General features: G+C 64.1%; 22 protein-coding genes. 4 read left to right on the plus strand and 18 right to left on the minus strand.

Annotation, left to right across the window (positions count from 1 at the left end; all coding sequences use genetic code 11):
• Positions 1 to 74: 74 nt before the first annotated feature.
• From AC1AY0_RS00510 to AC1AY0_RS00575, 14 genes are all read right to left on the minus strand, one after another.
• On the minus strand, positions 75 to 491 hold the full coding sequence (locus AC1AY0_RS00510) for a DUF3846 domain-containing protein (protein WP_476525489.1): 417 nt from the start codon (positions 489 to 491) through the stop codon (positions 75 to 77).
• Positions 492 to 534: 43 nt separating this feature from the next.
• On the minus strand, positions 535 to 888 hold the full coding sequence (locus AC1AY0_RS00515) for a hypothetical protein (RefSeq protein ID WP_476525491.1): 354 nt from the start codon (positions 886 to 888) through the stop codon (positions 535 to 537).
• Between the two features lie 374 nt (positions 889 to 1,262).
• Entirely contained in the window at positions 1,263 to 1,934 is a 672-nt protein-coding gene (locus AC1AY0_RS00520) for a hypothetical protein (RefSeq protein ID WP_476525492.1), read from the minus strand.
• Between the two features lie 47 nt (positions 1,935 to 1,981).
• Positions 1,982 to 2,332 carry a hypothetical protein gene (locus AC1AY0_RS00525; RefSeq protein WP_476525494.1) on the minus strand — a complete coding sequence of 117 codons (351 nt, stop codon included), beginning with the start codon at positions 2,330 to 2,332 and terminating at the stop codon, positions 1,982 to 1,984.
• 448 nt (positions 2,333 to 2,780) lie between these two features.
• The gene (locus tag AC1AY0_RS00530) at positions 2,781 to 3,683 is read right to left on the minus strand and encodes an ArdC-like ssDNA-binding domain-containing protein (protein WP_476525495.1); all 903 of its coding nucleotides are present in this window, start codon (positions 3,681 to 3,683) and stop codon (positions 2,781 to 2,783) included.
• A gap of 389 nt (positions 3,684 to 4,072) precedes the next feature.
• Positions 4,073 to 4,249 carry a hypothetical protein gene (locus AC1AY0_RS00535; protein WP_476525497.1) on the minus strand — a complete coding sequence of 59 codons (177 nt, stop codon included), beginning with the start codon at positions 4,247 to 4,249 and terminating at the stop codon, positions 4,073 to 4,075.
• A 6-nt stretch (positions 4,250 to 4,255) separates the two neighbouring features.
• The gene (locus tag AC1AY0_RS00540) at positions 4,256 to 4,681 is read right to left on the minus strand and encodes a hypothetical protein (RefSeq protein WP_476525499.1); all 426 of its coding nucleotides are present in this window, start codon (positions 4,679 to 4,681) and stop codon (positions 4,256 to 4,258) included.
• Positions 4,682 to 4,721: 40 nt separating this feature from the next.
• Positions 4,722 to 5,375 carry a hypothetical protein gene (locus AC1AY0_RS00545; protein ID WP_476525500.1) on the minus strand — a complete coding sequence of 218 codons (654 nt, stop codon included), beginning with the start codon at positions 5,373 to 5,375 and terminating at the stop codon, positions 4,722 to 4,724.
• Positions 5,376 to 5,393: 18 nt separating this feature from the next.
• Positions 5,394 to 5,597, minus strand: coding sequence for a hypothetical protein (locus AC1AY0_RS00550; protein WP_476525502.1), 204 nt, complete (start codon positions 5,595 to 5,597; stop codon positions 5,394 to 5,396).
• A gap of 575 nt (positions 5,598 to 6,172) precedes the next feature.
• A complete protein-coding gene (locus AC1AY0_RS00555) occupies positions 6,173 to 6,475 on the minus strand; it encodes a hypothetical protein (RefSeq protein WP_476525503.1) in 303 nt (100 codons plus the stop codon).
• A gap of 40 nt (positions 6,476 to 6,515) precedes the next feature.
• Positions 6,516 to 6,854, minus strand: coding sequence for a hypothetical protein (locus tag AC1AY0_RS00560; RefSeq protein ID WP_476525505.1), 339 nt, complete (start codon positions 6,852 to 6,854; stop codon positions 6,516 to 6,518).
• A 58-nt stretch (positions 6,855 to 6,912) separates the two neighbouring features.
• A complete protein-coding gene (locus AC1AY0_RS00565) occupies positions 6,913 to 7,503 on the minus strand; it encodes a hypothetical protein (RefSeq protein WP_476525506.1) in 591 nt (196 codons plus the stop codon).
• Between the two features lie 551 nt (positions 7,504 to 8,054).
• Positions 8,055 to 8,732, minus strand: a complete 678-nt coding sequence (locus tag AC1AY0_RS00570; protein ID WP_476525508.1) for a class II glutamine amidotransferase — start codon at positions 8,730 to 8,732, stop codon at positions 8,055 to 8,057.
• 19 nt (positions 8,733 to 8,751) lie between these two features.
• Entirely contained in the window at positions 8,752 to 9,864 is a 1,113-nt protein-coding gene (locus AC1AY0_RS00575) for a hypothetical protein (RefSeq protein ID WP_476525510.1), read from the minus strand.
• Positions 9,865 to 10,375: 511 nt separating this feature from the next.
• On the opposite strand from AC1AY0_RS00575, the gene AC1AY0_RS00580 reads away from it, so the two are divergent.
• Both AC1AY0_RS00580 and AC1AY0_RS00585 read left to right on the plus strand, forming a co-directional pair.
• Positions 10,376 to 10,822, plus strand: coding sequence for a helix-turn-helix domain-containing protein (locus AC1AY0_RS00580; RefSeq protein ID WP_476525511.1), 447 nt, complete (start codon positions 10,376 to 10,378; stop codon positions 10,820 to 10,822).
• A 17-nt stretch (positions 10,823 to 10,839) separates the two neighbouring features.
• Positions 10,840 to 11,256: a hypothetical protein gene (locus AC1AY0_RS00585; protein ID WP_476525513.1), complete on the plus strand. Its 417-nt coding sequence runs from the start codon at positions 10,840 to 10,842 to the stop codon at positions 11,254 to 11,256.
• Between the two features lie 32 nt (positions 11,257 to 11,288).
• Here the strand turns inward: AC1AY0_RS00585 and AC1AY0_RS00590 are convergent, their stop codons facing one another.
• Genes AC1AY0_RS00590 through AC1AY0_RS00605 form a run of 4 tightly spaced genes read right to left on the minus strand, consistent with a single transcriptional unit; the run spans position 11,289 to position 14,131 of the window.
• Positions 11,289 to 11,591 (minus strand): HigA family addiction module antitoxin, encoded by a 303-nt coding sequence (locus AC1AY0_RS00590; protein WP_476525514.1) that lies wholly within the window; start codon positions 11,589 to 11,591, stop codon positions 11,289 to 11,291.
• Positions 11,563 to 11,733: a type II toxin-antitoxin system RelE/ParE family toxin gene (locus AC1AY0_RS00595; RefSeq protein WP_476525515.1), complete on the minus strand. Its 171-nt coding sequence runs from the start codon at positions 11,731 to 11,733 to the stop codon at positions 11,563 to 11,565. Before AC1AY0_RS00595 ends, AC1AY0_RS00590 begins: the two co-directional genes overlap by 29 nt.
• Complete coding sequence (locus AC1AY0_RS00600; RefSeq protein ID WP_476525517.1) at positions 11,730 to 12,434, minus strand: helix-turn-helix domain-containing protein; 705 nt, start codon at positions 12,432 to 12,434, stop codon at positions 11,730 to 11,732. Before AC1AY0_RS00600 ends, AC1AY0_RS00595 begins: the two co-directional genes overlap by 4 nt.
• On the minus strand, positions 12,431 to 14,131 hold the full coding sequence (locus tag AC1AY0_RS00605) for a RecQ family ATP-dependent DNA helicase (protein WP_476525519.1): 1,701 nt from the start codon (positions 14,129 to 14,131) through the stop codon (positions 12,431 to 12,433). The genes AC1AY0_RS00600 and AC1AY0_RS00605 overlap by 4 nt, the downstream gene beginning before the upstream one ends.
• Before the next feature lie 110 nt (positions 14,132 to 14,241).
• Here AC1AY0_RS00605 and AC1AY0_RS00610 point away from each other — a divergent pair, with 110 nt between their 5' ends.
• Positions 14,242 to 15,165, plus strand: coding sequence for a hypothetical protein (locus AC1AY0_RS00610; protein WP_476525520.1), 924 nt, complete (start codon positions 14,242 to 14,244; stop codon positions 15,163 to 15,165).
• Positions 15,166 to 15,240: 75 nt separating this feature from the next.
• Complete coding sequence (locus AC1AY0_RS00615; RefSeq protein ID WP_476525521.1) at positions 15,241 to 15,993, plus strand: hypothetical protein; 753 nt, start codon at positions 15,241 to 15,243, stop codon at positions 15,991 to 15,993.
• The last annotated feature ends 184 nt before the right edge of the window (positions 15,994 to 16,177 follow it).

Here is a 16,177-nt window from a genome sequence, read left to right on the forward strand (position 1 = left end):
TTTGGTTGGTTTTCCCTTTGTTTCCAAAGGTTTCGAATGGTGCCCTCTCCGGCATGGAGAGGGTGTTGACGGGTTCAGAACGCGTATACGGGGATCATGCCGACTCTGCCGTTTGGGGTGCGGTACGCGGCTTCGGGGTCATGGAAGCGCCGTTCCCAGTGTGATGCCTGTTCCTCGGTGAGGCTGGTCTCCTCTCCGGTTTCCTGGTCGTATCCGGTGATGACGAACGTTCCGCATATGATGTCGGCGAGTTCCCCTTTGCGTCCATATGGGGTGTCCTCCTGGTAGCGGATGCCTCGGTTGGGTTCGAGGCCGTTGATTTTGCCTTCCTCGTTGCACCAGCAGTCGATGTTCCCGGCTCCAAGGTCGATGCGTTCGATGTAGCCGCCGACCTCGTGCTGGAGGCTTTCGAGCGTGTTGGCGATGGTGGCGCGGCGTGGTCTCTTCATCGGTTCGACGATGAGCACATTGATGGTTTCTGGCTTTCCCATGATGGTTCTCCTTGTCTGTCGGGTCTTGTGTGGATGTCGGGTTTCATGCCGTGCGCGGGGCGTCGGTCTTGCCGAGGAGCCGGCGGAGTTCCTCCCTGCGGTCGCGACGCATCCGGTTGATGAGCATGATGGCCTTCGCGTATGGGAGGCGTCGGTCGGATTCCGTCCGCGTCTTGGCGAATTCCACGGGCAGGGTTCCCGCTTCGCCCTGTTGTCCGTCCGCGAACATCTCCGTTAATCCGTAGCTTCCTTTGAGATAGCCTCGGGTGATGGAGTGGATGACGTAGTAGGGAGGGTGCTCCTCGCAGGCGTGGCCGCCGTCGGCCCGCGCGTATGCGTCATAGTCGCCGTCGTCGAGTTGGAATCTGAGGTTCGGTGTCTCGGTCGTGCTGTTCATTGCCGTCTCCTTGTCTGGTCCTGATTTTGTTTTTTGACCTTCTTCGGTCAGCGGACGCGTATCCCGCCAAAGCCGTGGTTCCGTCATAAGGCGACGCTCCGGATCCCCGCAGGGGTCCGTGTGCGTCGGCGTTGACGGGTTCCGGCGACGCGGGTATCGTCCTAGCCGCCGAAGAAGGTCACGGGAGGCCGGCGAGCCGTGCGAGCTCCTTCATCTGTCAGGGCTTGCCCGTACTCCCGCACGCCGCATGCGGCGTGCGGGAGTGGTCCGGGTGCCGGGTTCGGCGGCATCGGGGTTCCCAAGGGGCGGCGTGGGCCCCTTGGGCCGCCGGAGGCCGCCATGCCGCCCGAACCTCACGGGTGGCATGGCTCTCCTCACGCGGACCGGTGTTCCGGTGAGGGTATGCCGTAGTGGTCGCGGATGAGTCGGCCGAGCGGTTCGCTCTTGCGGAGGATCGACGAGTAGCTGCTGGTGGCGGTGATTCTGGCGCCTGTTTTGAGCTGCCGGTATGTGCAGGTGTTGGTACCGTCGTGGTGGATGCCGGTGTAGCGCAGATCGTCGTTTTCGTCGATGCTCCAGTCGTCGACGTCCATGTCGTTCCACGGGGCTTGGCGGAGGATGTCGCCGATGGTGTCGAATCGGAGGATGCTGCACATGGTGCGGGTGCCTTGCCAGACGCCGGCCTTGCCGGTGATGATGATGGGCCGGTCGAGGCGGATCGCGTCGAGGTTCTCGATCTCGCGGCGCCGGTGGTCGTCGTTGTATTCGCCGACGGCCCTGCCGAGGCGTGGCTCGTGCCACATGTCGAGGCCGTCGATGGCCCGGCGGAGGCTGTCGGCTTTTGTCGTGGTCCATGTGTTTGCCTTGGCGACGGCCTTGAGCCCGGTCTCGATGATGGTGTTGACGAGCCAGTCGTTCTCCGGGTTGATGTCCTGCAGTGCGATGGTCTCCTCGGCGAGATTCATGGCGTCGGCCCGCGCGTATTCCATGATGGTGTCGAGCGTGGCGGTGGCGTTGTTCCAGATGCTGATGGTCGCGGTGGTCATGGTGTTGCTCCCGTGTCGGTGTGTGGTATGGGTGGTTTCGGCCGCGTTCAGTCGTGGATTCCGAGGAGTCGGCGGATGGTGAGGCCGATCGCGGCGTTGTACCGGTCGTCCTCGCTTCCGGCGGCCCCGTATCGGCGGTAGACTTCGGCGTCCACCTGGCTGATGGTCATCCCGTTCTCGGTGATGAGTCGTTCGAGTTCCTCGGGGCAGGGCCTGTTGCCGTCGGGCATTCCGCCGGCGGCTCCCTCGAGGATGTCGCCGAGCGCGATGTCGGCGATGAGCTGCGGCAGGTATCCGGGGGTGGCGAGTTCCCTCCCGTATGGTTCCGGGGCGCGTTGCAGGGTCCGGATGGCGGCGGCGATGAGGTCCAGTGCGATGCGGTCGAGGTCGGTGTTCATGGTGTGTCTCCTATGTGTGAAAGCGAGTTTTTGTTTTTTGACCTTTTCGGTCAGCGCATGCGTACCCCGCGCTCGAGCCGGGGAGGTCATAAGGCGACGCTCCGGATCCCCGTAGGGGTCCGTGTGCGTCGGCGTTGACGGAGCCGGCGGCGCGGGTATCGTCGTGCGTGCCGAAAAGAGTCGAAACAACCGTTTCGACGTGACAGGGCCGGCCACGCGAAGCGTCTGGCCGGCTCCATGCGAGGGGCTGGCGGAGCCCCGCGTCCCTGCGGGGCGTAGCTCCTTTTCCCGCGGCCGCTTGGGCCGGCCCGCGCGCACACGGTGCGCCTGCGGGCTCCGCTCCCCGGCTGTGTGGGCCCGCGTGTGGTGTCGCGGCCCCTGGGTGGGGTCCGGCGGCTCCGGGGCCGGCGTCATGCCACCCATGCCTCACGGGTGGCATGACTCTTGTTCAGCGGCCGGTGGTTTCGCCGATGATGCCGTCTGCTATGACGCGGCTGGCGTTGAGCACATGTTCGGCGGCTTCGCGGAACGTGTCGGGGTCGCCGTCGCTCCATCCGGCGATGTACGCGACGCTGTAGCCGCTGGTGTCGAGTCCGAGGATGCCGGCTACGACGTAGGCGGTTGATTCGGCTTCCGTTTCGGCCAGTCCTCGGTGTTCCGTGTAGTCGGTGGTGTGGTCGGTGTTGCCGAAGTCGGTGGCGAGGATGGCGTGCGCGGCTTCGTGGAGGATGGTTTTGGCGTCCTGCAGTGGGCTGTTGGCCTGGTTGAGCATGATACGGCGTTCGGCGGCCTGCGTGTAGCCTTTGAGGCTGCCACGCATGGGTTCGTGTCCGATGGTCCAGCCTTTGGATTCGAGCCATCGGGTGGCGCGTGGCAGGATGTTCTGCCGGTCCTCGCCTTCGAGGTCGGCGGGTTGCAGTGGTTTGATGGCTTCGGCGTATTCGTCGTGCCGCGGGTCGTCGGGTTCGGTCTGGCTGATGTCGAATACGGAGACGATGGGAAACCATGCGCGGCGTTTCGCCTCGCCGGTCTCCTCATCGATGATGGGGTTGCCGTCCTCGTCCTTGAGGATGCGCGTGCTGTAGCCGAAGATGCGTATGGCCTTTTCCCCCTTGCGCACATGGCGGCCGTGTTCGGCCCACTGGCGGTATCCGGCCAACAGGCTGGCGTCCGGTTTCTGGCTCATGATGAGGATGACGTTGTTGACGCTGTATGTGTGGAAGCGGCTCATGTAGTCGAGCAGGCGGCGCCATGCGTCGGCGTCCTTGAGCTCCTTCACGTATGCGGTGACCTTGGTCTGGAGTTCGTTGGCGAGTTGTTCGCGCTCCTTGGCGGTGTTCCTCCGTGCCATGATGTGTGCCTCCCGTGTGGTTGGAAATGGTGTCCTGATTTTTCTTTTTGACCTTCTTCGGTCAGCGGACGCGTATCCCGCCAAAGCCGTGGTTCCGTCATAAGACGACGCTCCGGGCCGCCTGCGGCCCGTGTGCGTCGGCGTTGACGGGTTCCGGCGACGCGGGTATCGTCCTAGCCGCCGAAGAAGGTCATGGGAGGCCGGCGAGCCGTGCGAGCTCCTTCATCTGGCAGGGCTTGCCCGTCCTCCCGCACGCCGCATGCGGCGTGCGGGGACCGGTTCGGGTGCCGGGTTCGGCGGCATCGGAGTTTCCCAAGGGGCGGCGTGGGCCCCTTGGGCCGCGTGAGGAGAGCCATGCCACCCGCACCTCACGGGTGGTATGGCTCTCCTCACGCGGGCCGTCTGGTTGCGGTGGCTTGCCGGTAGCGGTCGATGGTCTGCCGGTCGCGTAGCATGATGGCGACTAGTTCGGGGTCTTCATGGTTCATACGTGGCGCGTGCTGTCGATGTCGGCTGCGGTTCCAGCTGGTGATGCGGGTGGCGTGCGTCAGGTTGGGGCGTCTCATGGTCGGCTACCATTTCTCCCCGTCCGGGAACACGGGCCATGCGATGGCGGTCTTGCATGTGTCGGTGGTGATGGTCAGGCGTTCGTAGTCGGGTTCATAGCTGTCGTCACTGTGCCGGTAGATGTCGCCTTCGCATTGGATGCCTTTTGCTTTGAGCCTGTCGCGCAGTTGGGTGATGTCATCGTGCCAGTCGTACCAGGTTTCCTCTCCCTCGGGTTCTATCTGGATGACGGCTTTGCATGCGGTCGGCCATCTGTCGGCGGGTTTGGTCTCCTTGGGGTCGGTGCTGACACGGGTGATGCCTTGTTCGGGGTCGAGCCATCCGCCTGTGATGTCTTGCAGTATGTGGGTGATGGTTTCGGCCAGCTGTTCGGCTGTCATGGTCGGGTGGCTGGTTCTGATGGTTCCGGTGTATGAGCTGCGGTATGACATTAGAGCTCCTTTTGCTGCGGTTTGATTGGTGGTTTGCCGGTCAGCGGCTGGCGTCCCTGTTCATGAGTTGTCTGAGGTCGTCGATGGCGTCGAGGCATCGCTGGCGGGTCTGGTCGGGTTTTTCGAGGTGTTCGCGCCGGTTGTATTGGTGCCATGTGATGAGGGCGATGAGGTGGCCGGTTTTCTGTCCGATGTCGTCGAGCATCTGTTCGATGCCTTGCGGGTTCCATTCCTTCCAGTGGGCTTCGGGTCCGCTGTCGGGTTCCGGTGGCGTGGCCGGCTCGTCGGGCGGTTCGATGCCGAGCAGGTCGTTGATTTCGTTGCACAGGGCGCAGGCGAGGCGTTGTTCGACGCTGCTGGCGGTGGCGTCGTAGGTTTCGCGGGCTTGAAGGTCGAGGGCTCCGAGGTCTTTGACGCTGAATGTGGTGAGGTATTCGGCGTTGTCCCTGTCTTGGTTGTAGGCGGTGGCTTCGGCGATGAGGCGGGCGCGTTCGATGGTCTCCTCGCGCAGCGAGTCGGCGCCGTCGCTGTTTCGGTATCCGGGTTCTCCGCTGTCGGGTTCCGTGTTGATTCCTATGAGTTCGCATATGGCCTGTGTGATGCTGGCGGCGGCTTCCGCTCTGAGCGGGTTCATGCCGTTGTCGCTGAGCGTGTTCCATGTGCGGTTTCGGATTTCCTCGGTGATTTTGTTCATTGGTTCTCTCCTTTGTGGTCAGTTGGCGTCGTGGGCGCTGTGGGCCTTGGCTCGTGCGCGGCGTTCTGCGCTGTCGTAGCTGCGTGGATGCAGGTAGTTGCGGATCGCCGTGGCGAGCATTGCGATGCATGAGCTTGCGGTGACGATGGCGAATAGCAGTAGGATTCCGAGCAGTTCGGCGAATTCCGGGCTGTTGAGGTATTCGGTGATGAGCTCGTTCATGGTGTGTCTCCTGTGGTGTAAAGCGATTTTGTTTTTTTGACCTTTTCGGTCAGCGAAGGCGTTACCGGCCGTCCGGGGTTCCGTCATAAGGCGACGCTCCGGATCCCCGCAGGGGTCCGCGTGCGTCGGCGTTGACGGGTTCCCGGACGGCCGGTAGTCTTCCAGCTGCCGAAAAGAGTCGAAAACATGGTTTTCGACGTCACAGCGCCGGCCACGCGAAGCGTCTGGCCGGCACCATTCGAGGGGACGGCGGAGCCCCGCGTGGCGCAGGCCCGTGGCGTGGCATCATCGGCCCATAGGGCCGGCCTCGCCACGGGCCGGAGACACACGGGCGCAGCACGGTTTCCCGCGGCCGGATGGCCGGCCCGCGCGCGGCGGCGTGGACCGCATGCCGCGCATGGCATCATGGGCCGTGGAACGGCCCGCCATGCACGGCGTGCGGAACATGCCACGGCCGCGCCTGCGGGCTCCTTTCCGACTCCTGGGCGGGGTCCGGCGGCTCCGGGGCCGGCGTCATGCCACCCATGCCTCACGGGTGGCATGACTCTTTGCGGTGGTGGCGTGGCGGGTCGGTTTCAGTAGCGGATTTCGATGCGGGCGGGGTTCTCGTCGTATCGGTCGCTGGGCGCTTGGGGCAGGATGTCGGCCTGGTCGCCGAGCGCGGCGGCGAGGTTGCGGTATTCCTCCGTGTAGTAGGTGGCGGTGTACATGTCGCGTGGGCCTTCGGCTATGAGGTCGCTGGTTTCCAGTGCGGCGGCGAACCGTTCGATGTCGGGCGGGTAGATGTCGGTTTGGAGGTCGTCGGATTGGTTCCAGACGGTGCCGGCGAGGATGCCGTCGCCGAGGCCTTCGATGGTGATGCTGACTGTCGTGCTCATGGTTTGTCCTTCTTGTCGTGGTTGTCGTTGGTCGTGCGGGTCATACGGTGCCTTGTTCGGTGGCTTCGGTGTAGAACACGTTTTCCGCGTGGCCGGTGTCGAACATGTGTGCGGTGGCGGTGGCGAGTTCGTGGGTTCCGCCGTTGTCGATATGTCGGATGATGTTGCTGATTGGCATGCCGTTCGCTTCGCACATGTAGGCGTCTTCGGCCCATGCGGGTTGGTCTTGGATGGCCTGCCGCCATTCGTGTTCGGTGACGTATCCCCATTCCCCTATCCGGTAGACGCCTTCGTATGGTTGGAATCCCTCGTATCGGGTGAGGTCGCGGAGCCGGTCGTCGATGACGGCGATGATGCGGGTGATTTCTTCGGCTTTCATGCTTGTTCTCCTTGCGGGGCCGCGGCCTTTTCTTTGGTCGCGGCCCTGTGGAGGTCTCTCAGTTCAGGTATGCGGGTCGGCGGTGCGTTTCGAGGGCTTGCAGGACTATGAGCGCCAGATTGGTTTCGGGGTCGATGGTGAGCGCCCCGAGCGCCAGTGCCCCGGCCGTGTCGTCTTCTCCGTTTATCCATGCGAGGTATGCGGCGACGGCGGTGGGTTGCGCCGACTGTTCCGTGTCCGCCGCGGCCGCGGTTTGTAGCATGATGGCGAACGCGTGGGCGAGGCGTTCGGTGTCGGGACGGTATGTCTTGTCCATGATGGTTCGGGTGAGGGTGGCGGTCATGCGTTGCCTGTTGGCTTTCGTGTGCGGGTTGATGGCCATTTGCAGTGCGTCGCCCGTGACTGTTTCGGGTTCGATGGCCTGTATGATGAGCGAGTCGCGGTATGGGAGCATCTCGCTCATGAGCGCGGCCATGACGGGGAGGTCTTCCTCGTTCATGGGCTTGTCGAAGTCGAGCGCGTAAGCCCATGCGTTCATGATGGGCAGGCCGATGTTCTCGATGGTCTTCCTGCGGCCTTTGGCCAGCAGGGATTCCTTGATTTCGCGGGTGGCGGCGGCGCTGGTTCGTGTGATTGTCGCGGTGGTCATGGTGTGTCTCCTGTGGTGTAAAGCGATTTTGTTTTTTTGACCTTTTCGGTCAGCGAAGGCGTTACCGGCCGTCCGGGGTTCCGTCATAAGGCGACGCTCCGGATCCCCGCAGGGGTCCGCGTGCGTCGGCGTTGACGGGTTCCCGGACGGCCGGTAGTCTTCCAGCTGCCGAAAAGAGTCGAAAACATGGTTTTCGACGTCACAGCGCCGGCCACGCGAAGCGTCTGGCCGGCACCATTCGAGGGGACGGCGGAGCCCCGCGTGGCGCAGGCCCGTGGCGTGGCATCATCGGCCCATAGGGCCGGCCTCGCCACGGGCCGGAGACACACGGGCGCAGCACGGTTTCCCGCGGCCGGATGGCCGGCCCGCGCGCGGCGGCGTGGACCGCATGCCGCGCATGGCATCATGGGCCGTGGAACGGCCCGCCATGCACGGCGTGCGGAACATGCCACGGCCGCGCCTGCGGGCTCCTTTTCGACTCCTGGGCGGGGTCCGGCGGCTCCGGGGCCGGCGTCATGCCACCCGCACCTCACGGGTGGCATGACTCTTGCTCACGGTCGGCGGATGGCGTGGCGTGGCGTGTAGTCGAGGCTGTCGGTGTCGTCGGGCGGTGTGATGCCGTTTTCCTCTATGGCTTGTTGGTATCCGGCTTCGAAGCCTTCCTCCCATTCGCCTGTTCCGTACATGTCGGCCATGTTGTATTCGTAGAGGTCGAGCCAGTAGGTGTTGCTGACGTTGATGGTGCCGCTCATGCCGTCTATGGTCGTGTGGCGGTTGGTGAGCCATTGGATTTTCCCGGTTTCGTCGATGAGCGCGAACTGGCCTTGGGTTCCGTCCGCGAGGTTCGCTTTGCCTTCCTGCCATGCTTCGATGGCGTTGCGGCTGTCGCACGCGTGGGGGCCGTTCGCGAACATGCGGGCGATGCCGTTGTGGGCGATGTATCCGTTTTGGCCGTCTGGTTTCCGGTATTGGAAGGGGTGGGTGTTGGCGGTGCTTATCCTGCCGTGGGTGGCGGCGCGGAAGTGGAGTAGGAACGGGTGCTGTTCGAGCTGGTTCCAGTGCTGGAATATGTAGGCGAGGGTCTGCCGGTTGTCGGGGTTGCGGTAGCGGTGGAGTCGTTGGCCGTCGTGCCATGCGATTCCGGCCCCGTCCGGGTTCGTGCCGCTCATGAGGATTATCTGAAGCGGGTCGGGCATGGTTCCCGCTTCGCTGGTGGCTATCACGCACATGGTGGGTGTCCTTTCCGTTTCAGAAGCCGAGGGTTTTCCGGGCTTTGTAATCGCGCAGTCGTTGCTCGAGGCCGGGGCGTTCGCGTTCGACGGCGGCGTCGAACATGGTTCGGCTGGTGGCGGTGATGTCGAGGGTCTTGAGGCTTCCTTTGGGGTGGTGTTGGAAGAATCGCCACATGGAGTGGGCCCATGTGACGGCCTGTGCGAGCTGGTCGGCGCTGTCGGCGTTCCATGCGCCGAAGGTGCGTAGTTCGATGGTGTTCGTATGGTCGTCGTTGACGGCGGTGGCTTTGCCGTGGTAGCGGAGGTGGGTGAGCTGGCACCAGCGGTTTTCCGTGGCGTGCCTCATGTTGAGCCGGCCGGTCATGGCGGGGGTGAGTCCGGCCAGCGCCCAGTACCATCGGCCCGCGGTCTGCCGCGGGGTTCGGCTGATGTGCATGTGGCCTCCGGCGTTGCCTTCGGGTACGTGGATTTCCTTGATGAGCGCGGCGATGTCGTCGAGGTCTCGCATGGTCATGGGGTGGGTCTGGTATTCGCGGGAGCCGGTGTTGTGGAGGCTTCCGTCTTGGCTCCATCCGGCGATGAGTTCATGGTTTTCCATGCGTTCGCGGTCGTGTTCGCCGTCGATTTCGATTTCGAGTCCGAATGTGAAGGGGTTCCTGACGGTTTTGCCTTCGTAGGGGTCACGATATGCGGCTTCCCTAGTGGAGCATCCGTGTTCGTCTATGCATGTGCCGCAGTAGTTCTCCTCGCATTCGTCGCACCATGTGCAGCATTCATCGCACAGGATTGCGCCGCACTGGCTGCAGGCGCATGAGCAGTCATCGCATAGTTCGTCCTCGCATTGCTCGCACCGGTAGACGTGGTTTTCGCATAGCGTGCGATGGCATTCCTCGCATTCGTGTTTGCAGTCGTCGCACAGGCGGGCCGTGCACCTCCCGTCGTCGCATTCGCTCTTGCATGAGTCGCATATGATGTTTCCGCAGTCGCATTCGTCGCAGCAGTCGGCGCATATGGTGCTTTCGCATCGTGCGCACAGGTGCTGGTCGGCCTCCGTGATGATGGGTTGGTCGCAGTTCTCGCACAGGGTTTCGGGTATGGCTTCGCCTTGCGTCCGTGTGTTGTCGTCCATGTGTCACGCTCCTATGTCATGCCTTTGTTTTCCGGACGGCTCTATTTCGCAGGCGGAGCCGTTGTGTTTCGCAAGCCGCGTGGCTGTCGGCATGGGGTGTATGATGCCCGCCGCAGGCGGGTGTCATCCCTTGCCGGCGGACGCGCGAACGCTTGCGACTCACCGGCTCCGCCTGCAAAATCGAGCCGGCCGGAACCCCTCCGCGATCCGCATCCTTTTCCTTGTGGGTTGCTTGCGTCCGTCGACCCGTATGGGTCGCGGCGCGGTGTATGGCATCCGCCGCAGGCGGATCCCGTTTCCGCGGGGCATGGCCCCGCGTGGCGGATGCCGGGCGCGTAGCGGGCGGCCGTAGCTTTTTTCGCGCGTGTTCCGGGGGGATGGTCGTGCAGGGGTTGTTTTCGTTCGACGTCGTCGGTGATGCGCCCGTGCAAGAAATGCGGGTTTCCTCTTTGATGTGATATTATTTCCCTATAGAGGAAATAATGGACGTGTTGACCTGAAGGAGGATGTCATGGCCGTTCGTTTGTCGGATACGAGGTCGAAGGCGGATTTCCGTATGCTGCGGGACATGTTGGACCTGCCGCAGTCGTGGGTGGCGGCGCGTATCGGGGTGACGCCGCGCACGGTGCGCAACTGGGAGGATCCGGGCGAGTTCTATCCGCCGTCGCGCGAGGCCTGGGATCTGGTCGAGGGTGTGTGGCGGGAGGCCGACGCAAAGGCCACGGCCCTGGTGGAGATAGCCTCGCAGGCGGCTTCGGCGGCGCGCGATCGTGGCGTGGAGCCGGCGCCGCTGATGCTTTCGTATTGGCGGGACGCGGGCCAGTGGCGTGACGCGCATCCGGACGCGCGTGACGCCGGCGCGTGGCGTGCGGAGAACGCGGCGACCAGGCTGGCCGCGGACCGTCTGCACGCGTTGGGCCTGCCGGTGACGATCATGTTCGCCGAGACCAGGCCGTGAAGCGAGGAGGGAATCCGATGGCGGCTTATGATTGGCGTCCGTGGATGGATCGGGCGGTGCGTTCCGGCGTGACGGACGGCGTGGAATGGCGGATCGTGGCCAACGACGTGTTCTTCGCATGGCAGGGGTACGCGCATATTCCGGATGGTCATGTATGGCGGAATCTGATCGCCGACGATCTGGATCCGCTGGCCCATGTGTATGGCGGCGTCACCTACGGGCCGGATGAGCGGGGTTGGATCGGGTTCGACACGCTGCAGGGCAACGGCAGCATGATCGCCCTGGACGGCGAGGATCTTGACGAACGGCGGCGTGCCCTGTGCGCGATGATGGGCTGGCCGTATGTGGAACCGCACAAGTGGACGCGCGACGAGGTGGAGGCGGAGACCCGGCGCATGGCGACATGCATCGCGGCCAACGACAGCCGCCCATGAGATGCGGCCGCACGTCGGGCGGTCCCCCCGGGTCAGGCGTCAACGAGGGGATTGATGTCGCCGAGGGTGCTGGGGTCGAAGGTGAGCAGGTCGTAGTTGGTCTGGAGGTTGGCCCAGAAGTCGGCGGTGGTGCCGAGCGCCTTGCCGAGCCGCCATGCCACAGGCGTGGTGATGCGGCGTTTGCCGTTGACGATCTCCCCGATGGCGGTCTCGCTCACGCCGATGGTTTTGGCCAGCCGGTAACGGCTGATGCCGAGCGGCTGGAGGAATTCCTCGTCCAGGATCTTGCCGGGGGTGCTGTAGAGATTATTTGTGGTAGTCGTCGAAGTGGACATCGGTTGCCTCCTTGTTGGCGTCGTCCCATTCGAACACGAGCCGCCATTGCTGGTTGACCCGGATGCTCCAGTGGCCTTTCAATGGTTCGAGCCGGTTTCCGGGCGGTACTTTGAGGTCGTGCAGTTCGTGGGCGGCCATCATGATTTGGCTGCTGGCTCGTCGGGGTCGAGGAGTGTTTCGGCGGGCAGTTCGAGCGCCGCGGCGACGTCGAGTATGAATCTGCTGCGTTTGCGGCCGATTGGCCAGCGGCCTTGTTCGACGCCGCCGATGTTCTGCACGGTCTGTCCGCTTCTTACGGATAGTTCGGCCTGGCTGAGACCCTTGGCGCGGCGGTGCCATTCGAGGCGGGTGCGTGTCCATGATGCGGGCGGATCGGACGTGGGATGGTGGTTTTCGGGTCGGCCGGCGAGCCGTTCCATGCTCGCGCCGAGCGCCTTGGAGACCTTGTGGAGGATGCCGGCGGCGAGGTTGTTGGCGTTGCGGGTGCCGTCGTCGTATTTCCTGAGGCTGAGTTCGGACACGCCGGCGTGTTCGGCGAGCTGGTGCACGCTCCATCCGTGTTCGAGTCGGAGCGTGCGGATCATGGTGGCGTTCTCCTCCCCCGCCGTCGGTGGCGTTCCGCCGGTGAGTCGTGCGGGGTTGACGTGCAGGGTGCTGGCCCAGCGGCGCGCGGCGTCCTGCGGCAGCTCCCGTGTGGAGGCCCGTCCGTGTTCGATGGCCTGGATGGTCGCCGTTTCGAGGCCTGTGATCCGGGCGAGGCCTTCGATGGTGATGCCCTCGCCGCGTCGGGATGCTCGTAGCTGGCTGCCGGTGATGGGTATGGTGGTCATTCTTCCGCTCATCGCGCATCCTCCTTGGAGTGTTCGTATATTCCTGCCAGGGTTCCGGTGGTGAGTTCGTTGAACCGGTGGCGTTCGATGGCCTGGATGGCTTCCATCTTCTCGAACAGGTCGGTGAGCGTCCGCTCGTCGGTTCCCCTGAGTGAACCGAATCCTTCGATCTGGTCGAGTCCCTGTCGTCGGATTCGTTGGCTGTCGCGGCCGGCGAGGCCGGCCGCGAGCACGTCGGCGCCGACCCCGTGGCCGATGTTCTCCTCGATGTGTCTCAGGTAGGCGATGATGATGCCGATCTCGTTTTTCCCGGGGTCTCCCGAGGTTTTGCTCGCGGGTGCGCGCATGGCCGTCCCGGCGTTCCGGCTGCAGGTCATGGCCCGGCCCCGTTCGATGACGTTCCGTGCAGGGCGTGCGGCCGGACGGCGCGTGCGCCTGTATCGGTCCGCGATCGTTTCCCTGGGGTGTCGGCCGAGGCAGTTGGAGCATGCGCCGCAGTTGGCGCGTCTGGTGCCTTCGGGGTCGAACATGGTGAGGATCGTGCGTTTGAGGCATTCGCGGGTCTCGCAGTATTCGCTCATGTCGTCGAGCCGGCGCATGGCCTGGCGGGATGCCTCGATGCGGTAGGGGTCGCCTGATTCCTCGGCCCTGTTCATGGCCTCGCGGGTGATCTTGCGCAGCCAGGGCCAGTCGCCCTCGCTCCAGTAGAGTACCGCCTTGGCGGGTCTGCCGTCGCGGCCGGCTCGGCCGGCCTCCTGCCAGTAGGCTTCGAGGCTTTTGCATGGCCCGTCGTTGAGCACCCATCTGACGTCGGGTTTGTCCACGCCCATGCCGAATGCGCTGGTGGCGCAGATCACGCGGGGCGAGCCGGCGAGGAAACCGTCCTGGATGCGGCGTTTGTCCTCGTCCTTCATTTCCGCGTGGAAGGCGGCGGCGTCGATGCCTTCGTCCCGGAGCATGGCGGCGAGGTCCTCGACGCCTTTCCTGCTTTCCTTGTAGATGATGCCGCTGCCGGGGTGTTCGCGCGCCCAGTCGGCCATGTCGCGGCGTCGTTCGCGTGGTTTGGCCTTGACGACGGCGAGGGTGAGGTTGGGCCGGTCGGCGGCGGTGGCGATGCGCAGCGGGTCGTTCAGTCGGAGGAGTCTGCAGATCTCATCGGCCTGGCGACGGCTTGCGGTGGCGGTCAGCGCCATGACCGTGGGGCGTTGCGGCAGCGAGTCGATGAACTCGCCGATGCGCAGGTATGCGGGGCGGAAGTCGCCGCCCCAGTGGAGCACGCAGTGGGCTTCGTCCACGGCGAGCAGGTCCGGTTGCATGCCCCGTATGAAGGATCGGAAGTCGGGGGTGTCGAGGCGTTCCGGCGCGACGTAGAGGATGCGCAGGCCACCGGCTTCGGCCTTGGCGTACACGTCCAGCCGTTCCTTTTCCGTCAATCCGGAGTCGATGAGCGCGGAGGGGATCCCCTTCGCCTCAAGGTGCTGCACCTGGTCCCGCATGAGCGCGCGCAGTGGCGTCACCACGAGGGTGAACGTCCCCGGTCTGGCCGCGGGCAGCTGGTAGCAGACGCTCTTGCCTCCGCCTGTGGGCATGACGGCCATGACGTCCCGTCCCTCCACCGCGGCTTCGACGGTCTCGCGCTGCCCCGGCCGGAACGCGTCGAACCCGAAGATCCTGCGCAGCGCCGCCAACGCGAATGCGGTCTCCGCCATATGGCTTCCTTCCTCCCATGAATCTGTTTTATACCCCCAAGTATAGCATGATGGTTGTATTTTATCGGTGTTGCACGCCGGTCGGCACGGGTGTGCATGTGAGGAGGTGCATGATGTTCCATCCCGACGAATTCGGATACGATATGAGGCCTCCGGATCTCATGGAGCGCTGGGACCGTGATCAGGAGGAGTCCGCCGGGGAGCCCGGGCCGAGGATTCCCGTGACGTCGAGGATCCGCCGCGTCGCCCAGCCTGATGGCGGATGGCTTCCCCCGGCGTCGTTCGACCGGGAACGGCTTGGGGATCCGTTCCGCTTGCATGCGCGGGAGAACGTCCCTCCCGATGTCGTGGGTCTTGCCGTGGATTATCTGTCGCGCCTTTGCCGGGGCTCTTCGGCGCGTGCGGCCTTCCGCATTCCCCTGACGGGGGCGTCGCTGGTCGGCATGGCCGATGAGGCGGAACGGTTGCTGTCCGCGATAGACGGACTTTCCGACCGTTCCGTCGCCGCCGCGATCATGCTCTGCGGTTACGACGCGGCCTCGCGCCGCGGCCCCTCCCGTTGGCTTCCCGGGCGCGTGTCATGCCCCGATTCCGCCACGGTCTCCAACGTGCGGCGAATGGTGGGACGTACGCTGCGTTTCATGGATCTCGTGGGGCCGGTCATATGGGAGGGGTTCACGTTCGAAGGCGGTTATACGGATCTGGTCACGGACGGGGACGGCGACCTGCTCGCCGGCGACGGCCTATGGGACCTGAAGGTGAGCCGTTGGCCGCCCAATCCGGTGTACACGCTGCAATTGCTCGTCTACTGGCGCATGGGGCTGCATTCCGTTCATCCCGAGTACGAATCGGTCAGGAGGCTAGGCCTCTTCAATCCCCGTTCCGACACCATGTGGGCCATCCCCGTTTCCGGGATCCCGGCGGAGGTCATCGACGCCGTCGAACATGACGTCATCGGATATTCCGGCCGACCGTCCGCCGTGTACGCGCCCCATCCCGAGACGCGGTCTCGAGCGGACATCATGTCCCCGTGAGCCCTACTCCCATAAGGGTTTTCGCGACACTCCGACCGTATGCGCCGATCATTTCGGACCGCTACGGTGAATGATATGGAATCATCAAACGAAACGAACAACGGATTCATCGAATGCCCGGAGTGCGGCAGGACCTACTCGTTGGGGTCCATCTACATGCACGGGTATACGGAGCACGGCATGCGCATGCGCGAGTGGACGAAGCTCGGGATGCGCCTGGTGGCTTGTCCGATATGCCACCGGCATTGTTCCATGAGCGTCATCGGCGGCCACATGAGAAGATCGCATCCCGACCTGTTCGAGGATGCCGTGCCGCCCGCGACGATCGTCACCTATCTCGGCTTGAAATCCTGTTCGCGCTGCCTGAAACCGTTGGAACGCGTCTACGACCGCACCCCGTATTGCGAGATGCGCTGCCCGGAGTGCGGCGAATGGTGGCCGCTCAACCGGTGCCGGCTGGGTTCCGATGCCATGCCGATGAAGGACGACTGCTGGCTGTGGGGCGACACGTTGGACGCGTATGGAGAGTACTGCACGGCGCGCGAGGACGCGGAGGCGCTGACCGCCACCCTGGAGCAGCTTGGATATAGGGACACCGCGGATTGTCGGGAACGGGTTCGAGGCATCGACTCCGAACTGGAGAACGCCTGCCTGGAAGAACAGTTCAATGATGCGGCGGAGGAGCTGGAAGGACTGCGTGAAGCCATGCTCGACATGCTGACCTCGCTGGCCCTCCGCACCCCACGCCGACCGTATCATCCATCCGCACGGAAGCCGGCCGCACGGAAGCCGGCCGCACGGGAGCGCGACCGGATGAGGATCAGGTGAAACGCACACGGTCACAGACGTTCACAGACAGTCATCACACGTTCATCACACGGTCGCTCACGTTCACCACACGGTCACAGACAGTCATGTGACCGTGTGGTGAACGTGTGACGGAAGGTTTCATCATCGTTGATGAACCCGGAAAAGGATTGGCTCTGGCAAAGCTGGTTTAACAGAGCCAAAG

This window comes from Bifidobacterium sp. LH_416 (assembly GCF_056357055.1).

Excerpts from the sequence above, each read along its gene's own strand:
- AC1AY0_RS00510 (WP_476525489.1), bottom strand. The coding sequence starts at position 491 with ATGGGAAAGCCAGAAACCATCAATGTGCTCATCGTCGAACCGATGAAG.
- AC1AY0_RS00515 (WP_476525491.1), bottom strand. The coding sequence starts at position 888 with ATGAACAGCACGACCGAGACACCGAACCTCAGATTCCAACTCGACGAC.
- AC1AY0_RS00520 (WP_476525492.1), bottom strand. The coding sequence starts at position 1,934 with ATGACCACCGCGACCATCAGCATCTGGAACAACGCCACCGCCACGCTC.
- AC1AY0_RS00525 (WP_476525494.1), bottom strand. The coding sequence starts at position 2,332 with ATGAACACCGACCTCGACCGCATCGCACTGGACCTCATCGCCGCCGCC.
- AC1AY0_RS00530 (WP_476525495.1), bottom strand. The coding sequence starts at position 3,683 with ATGGCACGGAGGAACACCGCCAAGGAGCGCGAACAACTCGCCAACGAA.
- AC1AY0_RS00535 (WP_476525497.1), bottom strand. The coding sequence starts at position 4,249 with ATGAGACGCCCCAACCTGACGCACGCCACCCGCATCACCAGCTGGAAC.
- AC1AY0_RS00540 (WP_476525499.1), bottom strand. The coding sequence starts at position 4,681 with ATGTCATACCGCAGCTCATACACCGGAACCATCAGAACCAGCCACCCG.
- AC1AY0_RS00545 (WP_476525500.1), bottom strand. The coding sequence starts at position 5,375 with ATGAACAAAATCACCGAGGAAATCCGAAACCGCACATGGAACACGCTC.
- AC1AY0_RS00550 (WP_476525502.1), bottom strand. The coding sequence starts at position 5,597 with ATGAACGAGCTCATCACCGAATACCTCAACAGCCCGGAATTCGCCGAA.
- AC1AY0_RS00555 (WP_476525503.1), bottom strand. The coding sequence starts at position 6,475 with ATGAGCACGACAGTCAGCATCACCATCGAAGGCCTCGGCGACGGCATC.
- AC1AY0_RS00560 (WP_476525505.1), bottom strand. The coding sequence starts at position 6,854 with ATGAAAGCCGAAGAAATCACCCGCATCATCGCCGTCATCGACGACCGG.
- AC1AY0_RS00565 (WP_476525506.1), bottom strand. The coding sequence starts at position 7,503 with ATGACCACCGCGACAATCACACGAACCAGCGCCGCCGCCACCCGCGAA.
- AC1AY0_RS00570 (WP_476525508.1), bottom strand. The coding sequence starts at position 8,732 with ATGTGCGTGATAGCCACCAGCGAAGCGGGAACCATGCCCGACCCGCTT.
- AC1AY0_RS00575 (WP_476525510.1), bottom strand. The coding sequence starts at position 9,864 with ATGGACGACAACACACGGACGCAAGGCGAAGCCATACCCGAAACCCTG.
- AC1AY0_RS00580 (WP_476525511.1), top strand. The coding sequence starts at position 10,376 with ATGGCCGTTCGTTTGTCGGATACGAGGTCGAAGGCGGATTTCCGTATG.
- AC1AY0_RS00585 (WP_476525513.1), top strand. The coding sequence starts at position 10,840 with ATGGCGGCTTATGATTGGCGTCCGTGGATGGATCGGGCGGTGCGTTCC.
- AC1AY0_RS00590 (WP_476525514.1), bottom strand. The coding sequence starts at position 11,591 with ATGTCCACTTCGACGACTACCACAAATAATCTCTACAGCACCCCCGGC.
- AC1AY0_RS00595 (WP_476525515.1), bottom strand. The coding sequence starts at position 11,733 with ATGATGGCCGCCCACGAACTGCACGACCTCAAAGTACCGCCCGGAAAC.
- AC1AY0_RS00600 (WP_476525517.1), bottom strand. The coding sequence starts at position 12,434 with ATGAGCGGAAGAATGACCACCATACCCATCACCGGCAGCCAGCTACGA.
- AC1AY0_RS00605 (WP_476525519.1), bottom strand. The coding sequence starts at position 14,131 with ATGGCGGAGACCGCATTCGCGTTGGCGGCGCTGCGCAGGATCTTCGGG.
- AC1AY0_RS00610 (WP_476525520.1), top strand. The coding sequence starts at position 14,242 with ATGATGTTCCATCCCGACGAATTCGGATACGATATGAGGCCTCCGGAT.
- AC1AY0_RS00615 (WP_476525521.1), top strand. The coding sequence starts at position 15,241 with ATGGAATCATCAAACGAAACGAACAACGGATTCATCGAATGCCCGGAG.